This window comes from Sphaerisporangium fuscum (assembly GCF_018531465.1).
Lineage (GTDB): Bacteria > Actinomycetota > Actinomycetes > Streptosporangiales > Streptosporangiaceae > Sphaerisporangium > Sphaerisporangium fuscum.
Genome location: NZ_JAHDTF010000001.1, coordinates 73120 through 92375 on the forward strand (window position 1 = coordinate 73120; position 19256 = coordinate 92375).

Below are 19256 nucleotides of genomic sequence, written 5' to 3' on the forward strand. Positions count from 1 at the left end.
CCCTCACTCTCGGCCTGCCAGGGCCTTCACCACAGCGGTGCGGAAATGCCCGCTCGCGAGGGCCTGGTGGTGGTCACCGGGGACCGTGACCGGGGCCGCGGCTCCGGCCAGTCCGAGGATACGCTCGATTCCTCGGACCATCATGTCGTCTTGCCCGATGATGAACAACGGCGGCGCCGCTCCCGCCCAGTCGCCGGGCTCGAACGGCGTGCTCCGCAGGCCCTCCACACAGGTCGCCAGGCCGGTCGCCCGGTCCCCCTGCGCCCGAAGCATACCGGCGATCATGGCGGTGAACGGGTCGGCAGGCTCGGGCCCGCCGGTGACGGCCAGGCGCAGCGCCCCGGGGTCCACCGCGGCGAACGGCTCGGCCGGGCTGAGGCCGCCGAGAACGGCCCTGCGCACGCGGCCGGGGGCGACCACGGGAAGTTCCCAGGCCAGCCGCGCGCCGAGGGAGTAGCCGACCACGTCGAACACCCCCGCGGCCGTCTCGGCGTCGAGCGCGGCGAGCAGCGCCTCCGCCAGGGCCCCGGCCGTGGCCTCGGCCGCGGTCGCCGGGGCGGGACTGGCCCCGTGTCCCGGGAGGTCGGGCACGACGACCGTCCGCCCTTCCGCGGTCAGCGCGGCGACCGTGCCGGGCTCGACCCAGTCGCGGTGCCCGTCGGAGCAGAATCCGTGGACCAGGAGAACGGGCGGCGCGCCGTCGTCGGGCTCATCCGGGAGGTAGGTGTGGGCGGCGAGAGGGATCGGCATGGGGCACCTCTTCAACAGATTTCACATACGATTTTTGATCGTATCGCAGTGGAAGCCTGTCATGGAGCGCGCCCGGCCGAACTCAGCTCGTGAACGCGGGCACGGGGAAGTCGACGACGACCTGCCCGGTGCCGCTGCTGCCGAAGTAGGGGCACAGCTGCTCCCCCTGCCCGGCGTAGTCGTCCCAGCCCAGCAGGCCGAACAGCATGGCGGTGTCGGCCATCGCGCCCTCGCCCGTGCACCGCTTGTTGTAGTCGGGGAGCATCTGGAGGAACTCCGCGATCCTGCCCTCGGTCCACATGTCCAGGACGGCCATGTCGACCTCCCGGTTGATCTCGCTGCTGACGTCGTTGAGCAGCGACTCGGCGATCTCGTTGGGCGGGAAGGCGTGCGACAGGGAGCCGCTGGCCAGGAAGGCGACCTTGCGGTCGCTGCGCCGCACCGCGCGCAGCAGGGCCTCGCCGATGCGGCGGTTCTCCTCGATCGTGGAGTAGATGTTGCAGCCGATCGGCAGCACGCGGATCGCCGAGTCGCCGTTCATGAAGTACATCGGGACCAGCGTGGCGTACTCCAGGCCCAGGTCACGGTAGGTGTGGACGAGCGCCTTCTGCCCGCCGGCGACGATCTCCTCACGGACCAGCTCGGCGAGCTCGGGGTCGCCGCGGTAGTCGTACTCCAGGTCGTGGATGAAGTGCGGCAGCTCATGGCTGGCGTAGGAGTCCTGGTGCCGCTCCTTGCCGTTGAGGTGGAAGCCGATGCTGTTCATCCAGTGGGTGTCGGCGACCAGGAAGGTGTCCGCGCCGCGCTCGCGGGCGCGTCTGCCGATCTCCGTCAGCGCCAGCTCCGCCGGGCGGCGGATGCCGAAGTGCTTTCCAGGCTGGATGGACAACCAGATCGACGGCACATGAGTGATCTTTGCCGCCAGGACGATCTCTCCCATGACACCCTTCCCGAGGCTCGCTGACCGGGCCGGCCAGTACACCGGCGAGGAGACGCCGCCCGCTGCGAGGGGCATCGGGGCAGGCAGGGCCGGTGCGCGTCAAATCATGTACGAATCCAAATATCTTTGTCTATAGCCCTACCTCCCTCGATCCGTTATCCTGCATGAAGTCATATACGATCTGAAGGGGGATGACGTTGGACCACCCGCTCGGTCTGACCCCAGGAAAGATCATCGCGGTCCACCTCAACTACCGCAGCCGTGCCGCCGAACGCGGGAGGACCCCGGCCGTCCCTTCCTACTTCCTCAAGCCGCCGTCCTCCCTGTCGTGGTCGGGGCGCGCCGTGGTCCGTCCCCCGGGCTGCGAGCTGCTGGCGTTCGAAGGCGAGATCGCGATCATCATCGGCACGCGGGCCCACCGGGTACCGCCCGAACGCGCGCTGGACCACGTCGCCGGCTACACCGCCGCCAACGACTTCGGCGTCTACGACTTCAAGCACGCCGACCTCGGCTCCAACCTTCGCGCCAAGGGCCAGGACGGCTACACCCCCGTCGGCCCGGCCATCCTCACCGGCGCCGACCCGGCGAAGCTGCGGCTGCGCACCTACGTGAACGGCGAGATCGTCCAGGACGCCGGCACCGGCGAGCTGCTGTTCGGCTTCGACCTGCTCATCGCCGACCTGTCCCGGATGATGACGCTGGAGCCCGGCGACCTGATCCTCACCGGCACCCCCGCCGGCTCCACTGTGGTGCACCCGGGAGACGTGGTCGAGGTCGAGCTCGAAGGGGCCGGCCGGCTGCGCAACGAGATCGTCGACGACCCCGGCGAGCTCGCCCCCTGGGGCGTCCGGCCCAAGGTGAGCCAGGAGACCAGGGCCGCCGCGCTCGGTGCCGCGCCGTCGCCGTACCCCCTGGACGCCGAGACGGACGCGGCGCTGCGGTCGGTCTCCACGGCGACACTGTCGTCGCAGCTGCGCAAGCGGGGCATCGACCACCACTTCATCGAGGGCGTCCGCCCCGCCCGTCCCGACCTGCGCATGGTCGGCGTCGCGCGCACCCTGCGCTACGTGCCCCTGCGTGAGGACGTGTTCGGTGAGATCGGCGGCGGCATGAACGCCCAGAAGCGCACGGTCGAGGAGATCCGGCCCGGCGAGATCCTCGTCATCGAGGCGCGCGGCGACCACGGCGCCGGGACGCTCGGCGACATCCTCGCCCTGCGCGCCCTGCGCAGGGGCGCCACCGGCGTCGTCACCGACGGCGGGCTGCGCGACAGCCCGTCGTTCTCCGCCCTGGACCTGCCCGTCTACTTCGGCGCGCCGCACGCCGCCGTGCTCGGCCGCCGCCACGTCCCGTTGGACTCCCAGGTGCCCGTGGCGTGCGGCGGCGTCCTCGTCATGCCGGGCGACGTGCTGGTCGGCGACGCCGAGGGCGTCGTCGTCATCCCGCCGCGCCTGGCCGCCGAGGTCGCGCGGGACGCCGCCCGGCAGGAGGACGAGGAGCGCTTCATCTACGAGCGCGTCGGCGAGGGCGCCTCGATCGAGGGCCTCTACCCCCTGAGCCCGACCTGGCGCGAGGCGTACGAGGCGTGGCGGGCCACCCGACCCCTTCCCCCCGAGGAGTGACCAGATGAGATTCCGATCGGACCCGGCGACCATCCGCGGGTCCATGGCGCCGGTGGTGACCCCGTTCACCGCGGAGGGCGAGCTCGACCTCGCCTCGCTGCGGGCACTGGTGCGCTGGCAGCTCGAACAGGGCTCGCACGGCGTCTCCACCGGCGGTTCCACCGGCGAGCCCGGCGCGCAGAGCATCGAGGAGAGGATCGCGGCGATGACCGCGGTGGCCGAGGAGACCGCCGACCGCGTGCCGTTCCTGCCGGGCACCGGCTCGGCCAAGCTGGAGGAGACGCTCCGCCTGACCGCCGAGGCCGAACGGCTGGGCGCCGACGCCGCCCTCGTCATCACCCCCTACTACGCCCGGCCGACGCAGGAGGCGCTGTTCCGCTGGTACGCGGCGGTGGCCGCCGAGTTCCCCGGCCTGCCGATCGTCATCTACAACGTGCCCTCGCGGACGGCGGTGGACATCGCCCCCGAGACCGTCGCCCGGCTGCGCCGCGCCCACGACAACATCGTGGGCATCAAGGAGACGACCAAGGACTTCGAGCACTTCTCCAAGGTGCTGCACCTGTGCGGGCGCGACTTCCTGATGTGGTCGGGCATCGAGCTGCTCTGCCTGCCGCTGCTGGCCATCGGCGGGGTCGGCTTCGTCAGCGCCGCGGCCAACCTGGCGCCGGCCGCCGTGGCGCGGATGTACGAGGCGTACGTGGAGGGCGATCACCAGAGGGCCCTCGACCTGCACTACGCCCTGCACCCCCTGGTGGAACTGCTGTTCGTCGAGACCAACCCGGCCCCGGCCAAGTGGGTGCTGGAGCACCGCGGACTCATCGCCTCCGGGCACGTCCGCCCGCCGCTGATCACCCCCACGGAGCCGGGAATCACGCGGATCAAGGAACTGCTGGCACAGAGCGAGGAAGTCACCACCCGATGAGCACCGTCCCGACCAAGCTTGAGCACTACATCGACGGGGCGCACGTGCCCAGCGTCTCGGGTGCGACCTTCACGGCCCTGGAGCCGGCGACCAACGAGCCTTACCTGACCGTGGCGGCGGGTGGTCCGGAGGACGTCGCCGCCGCCGTGGCCGCCGCCCGCAAGGCCTTCACCGACGGCCCCTGGCCCCGGATGACCGGCGACGAGCGCGCGGGGGTGCTGCGGAGGATCGCCACGGCGATCGAGTCGCTCGACGAGCGCATCGCCACCCTCGAATGCCGCGACACCGGCCTGCCCATCACGCAGGCGCGCGGGCAGGCCAGGCGGGCCGCGCACAACTTCCGCTTCTTCGCCGACGTGATCACCACGCTGGGCGAGGACGTCTACCGGGTCGGTTCCGCCCAGCTCAACTACGTGGTGCGCAAGCCGGTGGGGGTGGCCGGGCTGATCACCCCGTGGAACACCCCGTTCATGCTGGAGACGTGGAAGCTCGCGCCGGCGCTCGCGGCCGGGTGCCCGGTGGTGCTGAAGCCGGCCGAGTGGTCCCCGCTGTCGGCGAGCCTGCTGCCCGGGATCATGGAGGAGGCGGGGCTGCCCGCCGGGGTGTTCAACCTGGTGCACGGCATCGGCGAGGAGGCGGGGGCCGCCCTGGTGGCACACCCCGACGTGCCGGTGATCTCCTTCACCGGGGAGACCGGGACCGGACGTACGATCATGCGTTCGGCCGCCGACGACCTGAAGACCCTCTCGATGGAGCTCGGCGGCAAGTCGCCTCTGGTGATCTTCGACGACGCCGATCTCGACCGGGCGCTGGACGCCGCCGTCTTCGGGGTCTTCTCGCTCAACGGCGAGCGCTGCACGGCGAGCTCCCGCGTGCTGGTGCAGGACACGATCTACGACGAGTTCGTGTCGCGGCTGGCCGAGCGCGCCTCCCGGGTGCGGGTGGGCGCGCCGGACGACCCGTCCACTGAGCTGGGCGCGCTCATCCACCCCGAGCACTACGAGCGGGTCATGCAGTACCTGCGCGTGGGTGTGGAGCAGGGCGCCCGCCTGGTCGCCGGGGGTTCCCGGCCCGAGCACCTGCCGGCGGGCAACTTCCTGTCCGCCACGGTCTTCGCCGACGTCACACCGGACATGCGGATCTTCCAGGAGGAGATCTTCGGCCCGGTCGTCTGCGTGACCCCGTTCACGACCGAGGTGGAGGCCGTGGAACTGGCCAACGCCACCCGGTACGGCCTGGCCGCCTACCTGTGGACCAACGACCTGCGCCGCGCCCACCGGCTCGCCCAGGCCATCGAGGCCGGCATGCTCTGGGTCAACTCCCAGAACGTCCGCGACCTGCGCACGCCGTTCGGCGGGGTCAAGGCCAGCGGCCTGGGCCGCGAGGGCGGGCGGCACAGCATCGACGTCTACACCGAGTCGCACATCGTCCATGTGGCGACCGAGGACCTGCCGGTTCCCCGGTTCGGCGCGGCCTGACCCGGCGGCCGGGGTGCCGTACGGCCGGTGGCGCCGCCGCCGTACGGCACGGTCGCCTTCGGCCGCCGGCGACGAAGGGTGGCGGAGGTGCGGGCCCGGACGAGATCTTCCGGGTCGCCATCTCCTTTTCGGCTCCGCTGGATATGGTCGCGGCCGCGGCGACCGTATCCAGCGGTTTTCCGTTTTCGGACAATTAAAAACGTCACATAATTGGTCCTGGGCTCCCAAAACAATTGCCTGGAATACCGGCTGGTAGGCGGGGGTTGTGCCCCTTGTGACTGATCTGATCCGCGGTGTCGCCCGAGGCGAGTCTCCCGTCCCGCTGTCCATCCTCGACCTCGCCACCGTCGGCGCCGGCTCCACGCCCGCCGAGGCGCTGCGGACCACCACCGAGCTGGCCCGCCGAGCCGAGGAGTGGGGGTACCACCGGTTCTGGGTGGCCGAGCACCACGGCATGCCGGGTGTCGCCAGTTCGTCCCCGGCCGTGATCCTCGCCCATCTCGGGGCCGCGACGAGCGAGATCCGGCTCGGCTCCGGCGGGGTGATGCTCCCGAACCACGCCCCGCTCGTCATCGCCGAGCAGTTCGGCACCCTGCACGCCCTGCACCCCGGGCGCATCGACCTCGGGCTCGGTCGCGCCCCGGGCACCGACCAGGCGACCGCGCGGGCGCTGCGCCGCTCCGCCACGCCGGACGCCGACGACTTCCCGCAGCAGCTGGCCGAGCTGACCGCCTTCCTCGACCACGCCCACCCGGCCGGGCATCCGTACGAGCACATCAGGGCGATCCCCGGCGAGGCGAGCGCCCCGGGCTCGGGCCGTCCCCCGATCTGGCTGCTCGGCTCCAGCGGCTTCAGCGCCCAGCTCGCCGGGCTGCTCGGGCTGCCGTTCGCCTTCGCCCACCACTTCAGCGCGGCGAACACCCTGCCCGCCCTGGAGATCTACCGCACGGCGTTCCAGCCCTCACAGGTGCTGGAGAAGCCGTACGCGATGATCGGCGTGAGCGCGTTCGCGGCCGACACCGCGGAGGAGGCGCTGCGCAGGGTACGCACCGGCGCGCTCGGCATGCTGCGGCTGCGGCGCGGGGCGCCCACCCCCCTGCCGACCCCGGAGGAGGCGGAGGCCTACCTTTACAGCCCCATCGAGCAGCAGTTCGTCGACGACTGGCTGTCGAACGTCGTGTACGGCGAGCCGCAGGCCGTCCGGGCGGGCCTGGACGCGCTGCGCGAGCGCACCGGGGTGGACGAGCTGATGATCACCGCGAACGTCCACGGCGGGGAGGCGCGCCTGCGCTCGTACGAGCTGATCGCCTCCGCCTACGGCATGAAGCGCTGACCGGCGCCGGGTAACGGTCCCGTAACGCATCCCTGGGTCGCGTGCGTCCGCACGCGGCCCCCTCGCATGTCGGGAAGCCGCTCTGTCCGGCCCCGACGCGCGCCCGCGATCTCCGCGCCCCCGCTCATCACCCCCGCGGCGACTCTGACAGACACCTTTCTTCCCATGGAATATCTCCGTAACATCGCCTCCAGACCGGCGTGGAACATTTGTCGGAAACATCTGTTGACACGGAAGAAACACTGTTATTGTAATGGGAGCGCTCCCACGCCTTCGCGAAATACCTTGAAAGCGGAGGAAGCCGCATGGCTGACCAGCCCACGCTTGCCCAGGTAGCAGCCGAAGCAGGGGTCTCCCCCGCCACGGCCTCACGAGTGCTCACCGGTTCGGTCCGGGTGAGCACCTCGACCCGCCGTCAGGTCCACGACGCGATGTCACGTCTGGGGTACGTGCGGCACCGCGCGCCCCGGGGCACCTCGGTCCGCCGATCGGACCAGCTCGTCGCGGCGGTGATCTGCGAGCACACCCAGCGCATGTTCGCCGAGCCGTTCTACGCAAGGCTCCTGTCCGCGGCCGACGAGGTCTTCAGCGGCTACGGCGTGCCGTTCGTCGTGATGACCGCCACGCCCGCCACCTCGACGATCGCCGCCCCGCCGCTCGTCACCGGTTCCTTCGACGGCGTGCTGCTCGCGGGCGCCCGGGAGCGACATCCTCTGGCCGTCACCCTCGCCGCCTCCGGGATCGCGGTGCGCAGCGCCGGGCGTCCACCGGACGGCGTCGACCTGCCCTTCGTCGACATGGACAACCGCGATGGGGCGCGGCAGGCGGCCGAGCACCTCCTGCTCACCAACCGCAGGGCGATCACCGTGATCGCCGGGCCGCCCACGCTGCCCGGCGCCCGCGACCGCCTCGACGGCTTCCTGCGCACCCTGCACGCGGCCGGCATGACCGACGTGCCGGTGGCGTACGGCGACTTCACCCACGCCTCAGGCGCCCACGCCATGCAGTGGCTCCTGCAGCGGTCCCCGCACCTGGACGCGGTCTTCGCCGCCTCCGACCCGATGGCGGCCGGGGCCATGCAGGCCCTGCGCCGGGCCGGGCGCCGCGTGCCCGACGACGTGGCGGTGATCGGGTTCGACGACGCCCCCCTGGCCAGGCACACCTCCCCGACGCTGACCACCGTCCGCCAGCCGGTGGAGGAGCTGGCGATGCTCGCCGCCCGGATGCTGCTGATGTCGATCACCTCGGAATCCGACGTCCCGCACGGCAACCCCATACTGCCCACGGAGCTGGTCGTACGTGAATCAACTTGATTCGGGGGAGATGCGGGAAGGCGACGTGCTCACGCGCAGATACCGGCTCGTGGAACGCATCGCCTCGGGCGGGATGTCCGCCATCTGGCGGGCCTTCGACCAGTCCCTGCACCGGACCGTCGCCATCAAGCTGCTCGACGGCAGCGTCGGCGGCGACCACGGCGGCCGCGAGCTCATCCGGAGGGAGGCGCGGGCGACCGCGCGCCTGCTCCACCCGGACGCGATCGAGGTCTACGACTACGGCGAGACGGTCACGACGCGCGGGAGGCTGGCGGCGTACGTCGTCATGCGGCTGCTCGACGGGCGGCCGCTGTCGGAGCGGATCGCCGAGGGGCCCCTGCCCTGGCGCGAGGCGGCCGTGATCGGGACGCGCGTGGCCCGGGTGCTCGCCGCGGCCCATCAGCGCGGCATCGTCCACCGCGACGTCACCGCCGAGAACGTCCTGCTCACCCCCGAGGGCGCCAAGCTGCTCGACTTCGGGATAGCGGCGTTCGTCGGCGAGCAGGTGGACCAGCGGCTGGCCGACTTCGGCACGCCCCCGTACGTGGCGCCCGAGCGTCTCACCAGCGCCCCCGTGCACCCCGCCGTCGATGTGTACGGCCTCGGCGTGCTGCTGTACGAGATGCTCACCGGCGCGCTGCCCTACCCGGAGACCACCTGGGAGGCACTGGAGGCCGCGCAGCGGAGCGGGCCTCCCCCGGCCCCCGCGGGCGTGCCCGGCCTGCCCCCAGAAGTGGTCACCCTGTGCCGGAGCTGCCTGGCCCAGGACCCGGAGGACCGCCCGAGCGCGCAGCACGCGGCGGAGATCCTCACCGCGTCGCTGAGCGCCCCGCTCATCCCGGCGCGGGAGACGGCCGCGTGGATCCGGCGCGTGCGGGTGGCCTCCCTGGTCGCCGCCGCGCTGGCCACCTGGACCGCCACCCTGCTGTGGATGCGGCCCGGCTCACCGCTCCCGGCGACGACGGCCCTGAACACGCCGGCGGCCGGGGCGGGGCCGGTGTCCACCGCCCCGTCCCCCTCACCGGCGCGCGGGAAGGAGACGGACGCCACGCAGGTCCGTGAGCGGGAGCCGGTGACGGCGCCCACCCTCTCGCGGACGCGGACGGCCGCACCCGCCGCGACCCGGTCGGTCCCCACGCTCGGCCAGGCGGTCGGCCGGTTCGACGCCGCCATCGCCGCCGGCGAGAGCAGCGGGGAAATCCGCGCCGACGTCGCCCTCGACCTTCGCCAGGTCCTGCACAACCTCCTGCGGTCACCGGACGCCCCGGGCGACGGCATCGCGAGCGTCCGCCGCAAGCTCGACGACCGCACCCGTGAGGGAGGCCTCTCACCCCAGGCGCGCGAGCGACTGGAACAGAGCCTCACGCTCATCGGGAACGCCCTGCAGAAGGCCGCCTGAGCCGGAGGAGCGTGGCTCCGCCGTCTTCTCTTTCCGCTGGTGGAGCCGGACCGCCGCCCGGGAATCCCGGCGGCGGTCCGGCGGGCCTGGATGAAAGTTACATGCGACCGCCCAGGTCACCGGGGGAACGAGGGCGACGGCGGTTGACGCGCCGGAAAGCCGCGCCGAAGCATGACGAGCGCAGCCCGGCCGTACCCGGAGGCGTACGGCACTCTCCGCGGTGCCGTACGCGCCTCGCCGAAAAGGAATCCCGATGAAATCTCCATGGACCGGCAGGAGGTGGCAGGCCGCCCTCACGGCGGTCGCGACCACCGCCGCCACCACCGTGCTGGCGGTCGCGCTCGGTTCGGCCCCCGCCCAGGCGGCCGGCGGCACCGGCACCGGTTACCTGCACACCAGCGGCAACAAGATCGTCGACAGCACCGGCGCGACCGTCCGGCTGACCGGCATCAACTGGTTCGGCATGGAAACCGACAACAAGACCTTCCACGGCCTGTGGTCGGGCAACCCCTGGAGGAGCCAGCTCGACCTGATGGCGAGCCTGGGCTACAACACCATCCGGGTGCCGTTCTCCGACGACGCTATCAAGCCCGGCGCGGTCGCGACCAGCGTGAACACCAGCAGCAACCCCGACCTGGTCGGCCTGTCCCCCATGCAGATCCTCGACAAGGTCGTGGACTACGCCGGGGGCAAGGGGATGCGCATCATCCTCGACCGCCACCGCCCGACCTCGGCCGGGCAGACCGCGCTGTGGTACACCTCGGCCGTACCCGAGAGCACGTGGCTGAACGACTGGAAGTCGCTCGCCCAGCACTACGCGGGCAACACCACGGTCATCGGCGCCGACCTGCACAACGAGCCGCACGCCGACGGGACCGACCCGAACGGCACGGGTGCCTGCTGGGGATGCGGGGACACGGCCCGCGACTGGCGCCTGGCCGCCGAGCGCGCCGGCAACGCCGTCCTCTCGGTGCAGCCCAACTGGCTGATCTTCGTCGAGGGCGTGAGCTGCCCGAGCGGTGGCAACGCCAACTCCTGGGACAACATCCCGGACGAGCCCTGCGGCTGGTGGGGCGGCAACCTGTCGAAGGCCAAGGACTACCCGGTGCGGCTGAACGTCGCCAACCGGCTGGTCTACTCCCCCCACGAGTACGCCACCTCGGTCTACCACCAGGCGTGGTTCGACGACCCCACCTACCCCGCGAACATGCCCGCCATCTGGGACGCCTTCTGGGGCTACCTGTACAAGCAGAACATCGCGCCCATCATGATCGGTGAGTTCGGCACGACGCTGGCGAGCGACATCGACAAGACCTGGCTGCGGGAACTGCTGAAGTACACCGGCACCGGCGTGAACGGCATGTCGTTCACCTACTGGTCCTGGAACCCCAACTCCGGTGACACGGGAGGCATCCTCAAGGACGACTGGACCACGGTCGACCAGGCCAAGCAGAGCATCCTGCAGCCCTACCTCATCCCGCCGGTGGGCGGCGGCGGCAACGGCGGCCCCACCCCCACCCCGACCCCGACAGCGGTGAGCTGCGGGACGTCGTACGCCCTGACCAACACCTGGTCCGGAGGCTTCCAGGCCGAGCTGACGGTCAAGAACACCGGCACGGCGCCCTGGAAGAACTGGTCGGTCGGCTGGACGATGCCCTCCGGCGTCACCCTCGGCAGCGGCTGGAACGCCACGCTCACCCAGAGCGGGACCACCTTCACGGCCAAGGCTCCGAGCTACGCGGCCGATCTCGCCCCTGGCCAGTCGGTCGCCGTCGGCTTCACCGCCAACGGCCCCTCCACCCCCGGTCCGTCGGGCATCACCTGCCGATGACGACCTGACCCCTCCACCCAGGGCGTGCCGCATTCCGCGGCACGCCCTTTTTCGTTTTCGAGACCTTCCTCGCCGCCGGGAGAACATCGCCCGGCGCGAATTTCCCAACCGAGGCTGAAAGCGGGCCAGCGCGACCAACACCTCTGTTCAGCTGCAGCGGGTGACATTTCCATTTTATACGCAGATAGAGCGGGCGTTAAATTTTCCGCATGTCGCATACGGATAACGACGGCAAAGGTCAGTACGGTGGGTTCACGAGGCGCATCATCGGCAATGCGTTTTCACATAGCAATACCACAAGCAAAGGACCGCTTTATGAAACATGCCAGTCGGCCTCGTGTCGGGGCACGACATTTCGTTCGTTCCTTGCTGGCTGGGGCCATCACGGCGAGCGTGGCGATGTGGATCGTCGCCGCCACGCCCAACTCGGCGAGCGCGCAGGCGACCCCGGTGAACCTCGGCGGGGCCGGCTCCTTCGCGGTTCTGGCCGGATCTTCGATCACCAACACCGGCGCCACCACCGTCACCGGCGATGTAGGCGTGTCCCCGGGTGCCACGATCTCGGGCCTGCCGACCAACTCGGTCAACGGGACGATCCATCTCGGCGATTTCGTGGCCCAGCAGGCGCAGGCCGACACGTCGGCCGCCTACACCGACCTCACCACGCGGACGCTCACCAGCTCGATCGCCTCAGGGCTGGGGGGGCAGACGCTGAACGCGGGCGTGTACGACACCCAGGGCGGGGTCTTCACCCTCAACGGCACCCTCACTCTCAACGGCCAGGGTGACCCGGACGCCGTCTTCGTCATCCGGGGGTCGAGCCTCACCACCGGAGCCGGTAGCTCGATCGTGCTGACCGGGGGCGCCCGGGCCTGCAACGTGTTCTTCGCGTTGAGCACGGGGGCGACCCTGACCAGCCCGTCGACCTTCCGCGGCAACATCCTGCTCAGGCCCTCGCCGACGGCGGGCGGTTCCATCGCCGTGGGCGCCGGCGTCACCGTCGTCGGCCGGCTGCTCGCCAACGGCGCGAGCACCACCGTGAGCCTGAACAGCGACACCATCACGCGACCCGAGGTCTGCGACCCGGTGCCGCCGACCGGCCGAGGCACCACCACGACGCTGACGACGACGTGCTCCTCCACGGGACCCGGCAGCCCGCTGACGGTCACCGCGACCGTGCACAGGGCCGGCGACCTGCCCGTCACCTCCGGTCAGGTGGCCTTCCTCGTCGACGGCACCAGCGTGGGCACCGGCAGCCTCGACGCCCAGGGACACGCCGGCCTGCCGATCAGTGCCCTGACCCAGGGCCAGCACTCCATCGTCGCCTCCTACCCCGGCTCGGCCACGCTCGACCCGAGCTTCTCCCAGCCCGTCACCGTGCTGATCGGCCCGGACGGCCGATGCCTGAAGGAGGAGCCCTGCGACGAACACAAGAAGGGCGAGCACAAGAGGGACGAGCACAAGAAGGACGACGGCAAAAAGGACGATCCCAAGACCGACCCGGCCAAAACCGACGAGGTCAAGAAGGACGACAACGGCGAGCAGCCCAAGGCCGAAGTCACCGAGGTCGACCACGTCAAGCCCACCGACCGCAAGCGCCGGCATGAGCGTCACGACCGCCACCGCGACCACAAGCGCCTGGTGACCGTGCAGACCCTGCACACCCTCGAAGGCGTGCTCGGCGAGCACGGAGGCGGCGGCAGCCACGGCCACTGGGACCGCTGGTCGGCCCACCACCACGCACCCCACTACTACAAGCACTACAAGCAGCACTACAACAAGCCATACGCCAAAAAGCACCACTACCAAGCGGCACAACGCCCACGCGTCGCCGTCACCGGCTGACCACACAGCCCGAACGCCGAAGGGCCCGTCCGATCGTCTCGGACGGGCCCCTCGCATGCAGACCTTCTCGCAGAGGTCACTGTCATGTGGTCGTTCTCACTCGTTTCTGTCTTGTCCGGCGGGCCGGGCCCTGACCGACTCAGACGGGGTGGTCGTCACCCTCCTCCGGGGCGACCGGGGCGTCTCCTCGTCGGCGGCGGTCGAACTCCTCCTCCAGCTCCTTCTGGCGTGACGTGAAGTCGTCCAGGGCATCGTCGGAACCGCGCAGCAGCGTCTCGGTCCATGATTCCTCGAGCTGTTCGAGCTCGGCGCGCAGATCTCGCACGCTCAGGTTTCTCGGATCGGATCTGTTCATAACTCCACCTTGTACCCGGCACCCCGAATCCGTCACCCCATGACAAAGCGGGATATCTCACACTGAAGACCGGCCCACGACGGCGGAGACCATCCGTTTCCCCGGCGCCACCTGGACGAACGCATGATCCTCTGACCTGCGGATACGTCAGCGAGAAGTCGTACTCTCCCCAGAAGAGGAGGAGGACGGGACTCCGACGGAAGATCACCGAGCGCCGGCCCTCATCGGCCGGTGAAAGTTTCAGGCGACCCGCCACTCCGCCCTCGGCGGCGGGCCGAGAAGGTCCAGGCTGGCGACGCCCGGGCCGTCCCGGGCCCGAAATCCGCCCGGCACGTCATTGACATCTTTCGCACACCTACCAGAATCCGATGTGGGAGCGCTCCCACTGATCTCACCTTCCCCATCCGGTACGAGACCGACGCTGCGCCACCGTCTGCACCTTCCATCGCCTTCGCACCCCTTGGAGTACGTCCAGAATGTCTACATCGTCACTAGGAGCGGGAGCGCTCCCACGACCACGGACGAAGAAACGTGGCACGTGGGCCGCGCTCGTCGGTCTCGCGGCGGGGGTCCTCACCGTTCTCCCCTCCGTACCGGCTTCGGCCGCCGTCGCCTGCTCGGTCGCCTACACCCCCAACGACTGGGGAAGCGGCTTCACGGCCGACGTGAAGATCACCAACAACGGCGACGCCTGGACCGGGTGGACGCTGGGGTTCAGCTTCGCCGGGAACCAGAAGATCACCCAGGGCTGGAGCGCCGACTGGTCGCAGAGCGGCACCGCCGTGACGGCCAAGAGCCTCAGCTGGAACGGCAACCTCGGCACCGGTCAGTCGACCAACATCGGCTTCCAGGCCACCTACAGCGGCAGCAACGCCAAGCCGACGTCGTTCACCGTCAACGGCGTCACCTGCAACGGCGGCACCCCCGTCAACCAGCCGCCGACTGTGAGCCTGACCTCGCCCACCGCCGGGCAGACCTTCACCGCGCCGGCCACGGTGAACCTCGCCGCCAACGCCGCGGACACCGACGGCACGGTGTCCAAGGTGGAGTTCTATAACGGCTCGACGCTGCTCGGCACCGACACCACCGCGCCGTACACCTACAGCTGGACGAACGTCCCGGCGGGCGCCTACTCCCTGACCACCAAGGCGACCGACAACAGCGGGGCCGCCACGACGTCCAGCCCCGTGGGCATCACCGTCTCCGGGACCTCCACCTCCGACATCGTCGTGAGCCCGGCGACGCTGGTCGTCCCCGAGGGCGGCACCGCCTCCTACAGCGTCAAGCTGTCGAAGGCCCCCGCCGCGAACGTGACGGTGACGACGGCCAAGGCGGCAGGCGGCGACGCCGACCTGACGATCCAGTCCGGCGGGAGCCTGACCTTCACCCCCTCCAACTGGAACACCCCGCAGACCGTGACCATCGCGGCCGCCGAGGACTCCGACACCGCGGCCGGCACCGCGACGTTCACCTCGACCGCCTCCGGCTGGACCTCCGCCTCCCTGGTGGCCACCGAGGCGGACAACGACGGCAGCGGGAACAACGACTACATCGCCCGCTTCACCACGCTGTACAACAAACTGCACGACCCGGCGAACGGGTACTTCTCACCTCAGGGTGTGCCGTACCACTCGGTGGAGACCCTGATGGTCGAGGCCCCGGACCAGGGCCACGAGACGACCTCCGAGGCGTTCAGCTACTACCTGTGGCTGGAGGCGGTGTACGGGCAGATCACCGGGACCTGGACGAGGTTCAACGACGCCTGGGCGACGATGGAGAAGTACATCATCCCCTCGCAGGCCGACCAGCCGACCAACTCGTTCTACAACCCGAGCAAGCCGGCCACCTACGCCGGTGAGTGGGACGACATCAAGCAGTACCCCTCCAAGCTCGACGGCGGCGTCAGCGTCGGCCAGGACCCGCTGGCCAACGAGCTGAAGAGCGCCTACGGCAACAGCGACGTCTACGGCATGCACTGGCTGCTCGACGTCGACAACACCTACGGCTACGGGCACTGCGGCGACGGCACCACCAAGCCCGCCTACATCAACACCTACCAGCGCGGGCCCGAGGAATCGGTCTTCGAGACGGTGCCGCAGCCCTCCTGCGACACCTTCAAGTACGGCGGCCCGAACGGCTACCTCGACCTGTTCACCGGCGACAGCTCCTACGCCAAGCAGTGGAAGTACACCGACGCGCCCGACGCCGACGCCCGCGCCGTCCAGGCCGCCTACTGGGCCTACACCTGGGCCAAGGAGCAGGGCAAGGAGTCGCAGATCTCCTCGACGGTCGCCAAGGCCGCGAAGATGGGCGACTACCTGCGCTACGCGATGTACGACAAGTACTTCAAGAAGCAGGGCTGCACCAGCACCTCCTGCGCGGCGGGCACCGGCAAGGACAGCTCGGCGTACCTGCTGTCCTGGTACTACGCCTGGGGTGGCGCGCTCGACACCTCCGCCGGCTGGGCCTGGCGCATCGGCGCGAGCCACAACCACTCCGGCTACCAGAACCCGCTGGCGGCCTGGGCCCTGTCGAACGTCGACGTGCTCAAGCCCAAGGGCGCGACCGCCGTCACCGACTGGAGCACGAGCCTGACCCGGCAACTGGAGTTCTACCGCTGGCTGCAGTCGGCGGAGGGCGCGATCGCGGGTGGCGCCACCAACAGCTGGCAGGGCCACTACGCGGCGCCGCCGGCGGGCACGCCGACGTTCTACGGCATGGCCTACGACTGGCAGCCGGTCTACCACGACCCGCCGTCCAACCAGTGGTTCGGTTTCCAGGCCTGGACGATGGAGCGCGTGGCGGAGTACTACTACGTCAGCGGCAACGCCACCGCCAAGGCGCTGCTCGACAAGTGGGTGGCCTGGGCCAGTGCCAACACCACGGTCAACGCGGACGGCACCTACAAGATCCCGTCGACGCTGACGTGGACCGGCCAGCCCGACACGTGGAACGCGTCGAGCCCCGGCTCGAACGCCGGCCTGCACGTCTCGATCGCCGACTACACCAACGACGTCGGTGTCGCCGGCGCCTACGCCAAGGCCCTGATGTACTACGCGGCCAAGGCGAACGACACCGCGGCCAAGAACCTGGCCAAGTCGCTGCTCGACGGCATCTGGAAGAACTACCAGGACACCAAGGGCGTGTCGGTGCCGGAGACCAAGACCGACTACAGCCGGCTCGACGACCCGATCTACATCCCCGCCGGCTGGTCCGGGAAGATGCCGAACGGCGACCCGATCAACTCCAGCTCGACCTTCATCTCCATCCGGTCCTGGTACAAGAACGACCCGGACTGGCCGAAGGTGCAGGCGTACCTGAACGGCACCGGTCCGGCGCCGACCTTCAACTACCACCGGTTCTGGGCTCAGGCCGACGTCGCCATCGCGCTGGCGGAGTTCGGCAAGTTGTTCCCCTGATCCGGCCCGCGCCGGGTGCGGTGGTACCTGACCGCCACCGCGCTCTCGCCGAGGGCGGGGTGCGGGGGGCCTGACCACCACCGCACCCCGCTCGGCACCCGGTAGCTCCGCAAGACCCCCCGCACGTGGTCTCGACATTGCCCTGGGAGCGCGAGACCGCGGCCCGGCCGGGCCCGCCCACGGGTCCGGCCGGGTGTCTCCCGGCACCAGTCTCTTCAGGGGTACGGCCGGTCGGCCGTACCCCTCCCTTCGACCCCGCTCCGAAAGTTTCTGTCGGAGCCCGGAAGTTTCGTAGACGGGGTCAGGCCAGAAAGGAACCCCCGATGTCCGCCAGGATGTGGAAAGCGCTGCCCCTGGCAGCCCTCCTCGCCGCCGGCGCGGCCCTGCCGTCGTACGGAGCCGCCTCCACACTGCGGGACGCGGCCGCCGCCCGCGGCGTCTACGTCGGCGCCGCCGTCGCCAACAACCCGCTGGCGAACGAGGCGCCGTACCGCACCGTGCTCGACCGCGAGTTCAACGCCGTCACCCCCGAGAACTCCATGAAGTGGGACGCCACCGAGCTCTCCCGCGGGCAGTTCACCTACGCCAACGGCGACGCGATCGTCAGCCACGCGCAGGCGAACGGCCAGAAGGTGCGCGGGCACACGCTCGTCTGGCACAACCAGACGCCCTCGTGGGTGCAGAACCTCGGCGCCACCGACCTGCAGAGCGCGATGGAGAACCACATCGCCAACGTGGTGGGCCACTACAAGGGCCAGATCTACGCCTGGGACGTGGTCAACGAGATCTTCAACGAGGACGGGACCTTCCGCGGCAGCTTCTGGTACCAGAAGCTCGGCCAGAACTTCGTCGCCGCCGCCTTCCGCGCCGCGCGCGCGGCCGACCCCGCCGCCAAGCTGTACATCAACGACTACAACGTCGAGGGCGTGAACTCCAAGAGCACCGCGATGTACAACCTGGTCAAGACCCTGAAGTCGCAGGGCGTCCCCATCGACGGCGTGGGCTTCCAGGCCCACCTCATCCTCGGCCAGGTGCCGTCGGACCTCCGGCAGAACATCCAGCGCTTCGCCGACCTCGGCGTCGACGTCGCCCTGACCGAGCTGGACATCCGGATGCAGACCCCGTCCGACTCCGGGAAGCTGAGCACCCAGCGGAGCGACTACAACAAGGTCTTCACCGCCTGCCTCGCCGTCTCCCGGTGCGTGGGGATCACGATCTGGGGGATCACCGACAAATACTCCTGGGTGCCGGACACCTTCCCCGGCCAGGGCGCCGCGCTGCCGTACGACGAGAACTACAACGCCAAGCCCGCCTACAGCGGCATCCTCGACGCCCTGAACGCCGGCAGCGGCACCGGTGACACGCAGGCGCCGACCACGCCCGGCACTCCCGCCGCCACCGGCATCACCTCCTCCGGGGCCACCCTGTCGTGGACGGCGTCCACCGACAACGTCGGCGTCACCGGCTACGAGGTGGTCGACGCCGCGGGCACCGTCGTGGGGAGCTCGGCGGGTACGAGCGTCACCCTGACCGGGCTGTCCCCCTCGACCTCCTACACGCTGCGGGTCGTCGCCAGGGACGCCGCGGGCAACCGTTCGGCCGCGTCCGGAGCCGTCACGTTCACCACCGCCCCGGGCGGGGGTGGCACCGGCGCCTGCACCGCGACGTACGCCGTGACGAACTCCTGGCCGAACGGCTTCCAGGCCTCGGTCACCGTCAAGAACACCGGCACCGCGGCCATGACGGGCTGGACCGTCACCTGGACCTTCCCGAGCGGGCAGACGATCACCCAGTTGTGGAACGGCACCGTCAGCCAGTCCGGCGCCGCGGTATCGGTGAAGAACGCCTCCTACAACGGCGCCCTCGCTCCTGGCGCCTCCACGAGCTTCGGCTTCACCGGCGCCCAGAGCGGCACCAACGCGACCCCCACCGACGTCACCTGTTCCTGACCTGCGACGCTTCCCCCGGCCCGCACCCCGGGGGAAGCGTTCCCTCACGCTTACTTACAGTGGTATTTCAAGAAATAACGCCATATCAGTCGTTGCCGTG

General features: G+C 70.2%; 13 protein-coding genes. 10 read left to right on the top strand and 3 right to left on the bottom strand.

What is annotated here, in order from left to right:
- Positions 1–3: 3 nt before the first annotated feature.
- Both KIK05_RS00320 and hpaD read right to left on the bottom strand, forming a co-directional pair.
- Positions 4–750, bottom strand: a complete 747-nt coding sequence (locus tag KIK05_RS00320) for an alpha/beta fold hydrolase (RefSeq protein WP_214408432.1) — start codon at positions 748–750, stop codon at positions 4–6.
- An 82-nt stretch (positions 751–832) separates the two neighbouring features.
- The gene (gene hpaD / locus KIK05_RS00325; protein ID WP_214408433.1) at positions 833–1690 is read right to left on the bottom strand and encodes a 3,4-dihydroxyphenylacetate 2,3-dioxygenase; all 858 of its coding nucleotides are present in this window, start codon (positions 1688–1690) and stop codon (positions 833–835) included.
- 191 nt (positions 1691–1881) lie between these two features.
- Here hpaD and KIK05_RS00330 point away from each other — a divergent pair, with 191 nt between their 5' ends.
- The 8 genes from KIK05_RS00330 to KIK05_RS00365 all read left to right on the top strand — a co-directional run bounded on the left by KIK05_RS00330 (position 1882) and on the right by KIK05_RS00365 (position 13433).
- Entirely contained in the window at positions 1882–3312 is a 1431-nt protein-coding gene (locus tag KIK05_RS00330) for a fumarylacetoacetate hydrolase family protein (protein WP_250562034.1), read from the top strand.
- A 4-nt stretch (positions 3313–3316) separates the two neighbouring features.
- Positions 3317–4234, top strand: a complete 918-nt coding sequence (gene dapA, locus KIK05_RS00335; protein ID WP_214408434.1) for a 4-hydroxy-tetrahydrodipicolinate synthase — start codon at positions 3317–3319, stop codon at positions 4232–4234.
- Positions 4231–5712 carry a 5-carboxymethyl-2-hydroxymuconate semialdehyde dehydrogenase gene (gene hpaE / locus KIK05_RS00340; RefSeq protein WP_214408435.1) on the top strand — a complete coding sequence of 494 codons (1482 nt, stop codon included), beginning with the start codon at positions 4231–4233 and terminating at the stop codon, positions 5710–5712. The genes dapA and hpaE overlap by 4 nt, the downstream gene beginning before the upstream one ends.
- Positions 5713–5986: 274 nt before the next feature.
- Positions 5987–7045 (top strand): LLM class flavin-dependent oxidoreductase, encoded by a 1059-nt coding sequence (locus tag KIK05_RS00345; protein ID WP_214408436.1) that lies wholly within the window; start codon positions 5987–5989, stop codon positions 7043–7045.
- Positions 7046–7350: 305 nt separating this feature from the next.
- Positions 7351–8358: a LacI family DNA-binding transcriptional regulator gene (locus KIK05_RS00350; protein WP_214408437.1), complete on the top strand. Its 1008-nt coding sequence runs from the start codon at positions 7351–7353 to the stop codon at positions 8356–8358.
- Positions 8345–9757, top strand: coding sequence for a serine/threonine-protein kinase (locus tag KIK05_RS00355; RefSeq protein WP_214408438.1), 1413 nt, complete (start codon positions 8345–8347; stop codon positions 9755–9757). Before KIK05_RS00350 ends, KIK05_RS00355 begins: the two co-directional genes overlap by 14 nt.
- Positions 9758–10010: 253 nt before the next feature.
- Complete coding sequence (locus tag KIK05_RS00360; protein ID WP_214408439.1) at positions 10011–11588, top strand: cellulase family glycosylhydrolase; 1578 nt, start codon at positions 10011–10013, stop codon at positions 11586–11588.
- A 366-nt stretch (positions 11589–11954) separates the two neighbouring features.
- Entirely contained in the window at positions 11955–13433 is a 1479-nt protein-coding gene (locus tag KIK05_RS00365; RefSeq protein ID WP_214408440.1) for an ice-binding family protein, read from the top strand.
- A gap of 139 nt (positions 13434–13572) precedes the next feature.
- Here the strand turns inward: KIK05_RS00365 and KIK05_RS00370 are convergent, their stop codons facing one another.
- Positions 13573–13788, bottom strand: a complete 216-nt coding sequence (locus KIK05_RS00370; RefSeq protein ID WP_214408441.1) for a DUF6158 family protein — start codon at positions 13786–13788, stop codon at positions 13573–13575.
- Between the two features lie 476 nt (positions 13789–14264).
- Here KIK05_RS00370 and KIK05_RS00375 point away from each other — a divergent pair, with 476 nt between their 5' ends.
- Positions 14265–17207: a glycoside hydrolase family 48 protein gene (locus tag KIK05_RS00375; RefSeq protein WP_214408442.1), complete on the top strand. Its 2943-nt coding sequence runs from the start codon at positions 14265–14267 to the stop codon at positions 17205–17207.
- Positions 17208–17530: 323 nt separating this feature from the next.
- Entirely contained in the window at positions 17531–19156 is a 1626-nt protein-coding gene (locus tag KIK05_RS00380) for an endo-1,4-beta-xylanase (protein ID WP_214408443.1), read from the top strand.
- Positions 19157–19256 lie beyond the last annotated feature (100 nt).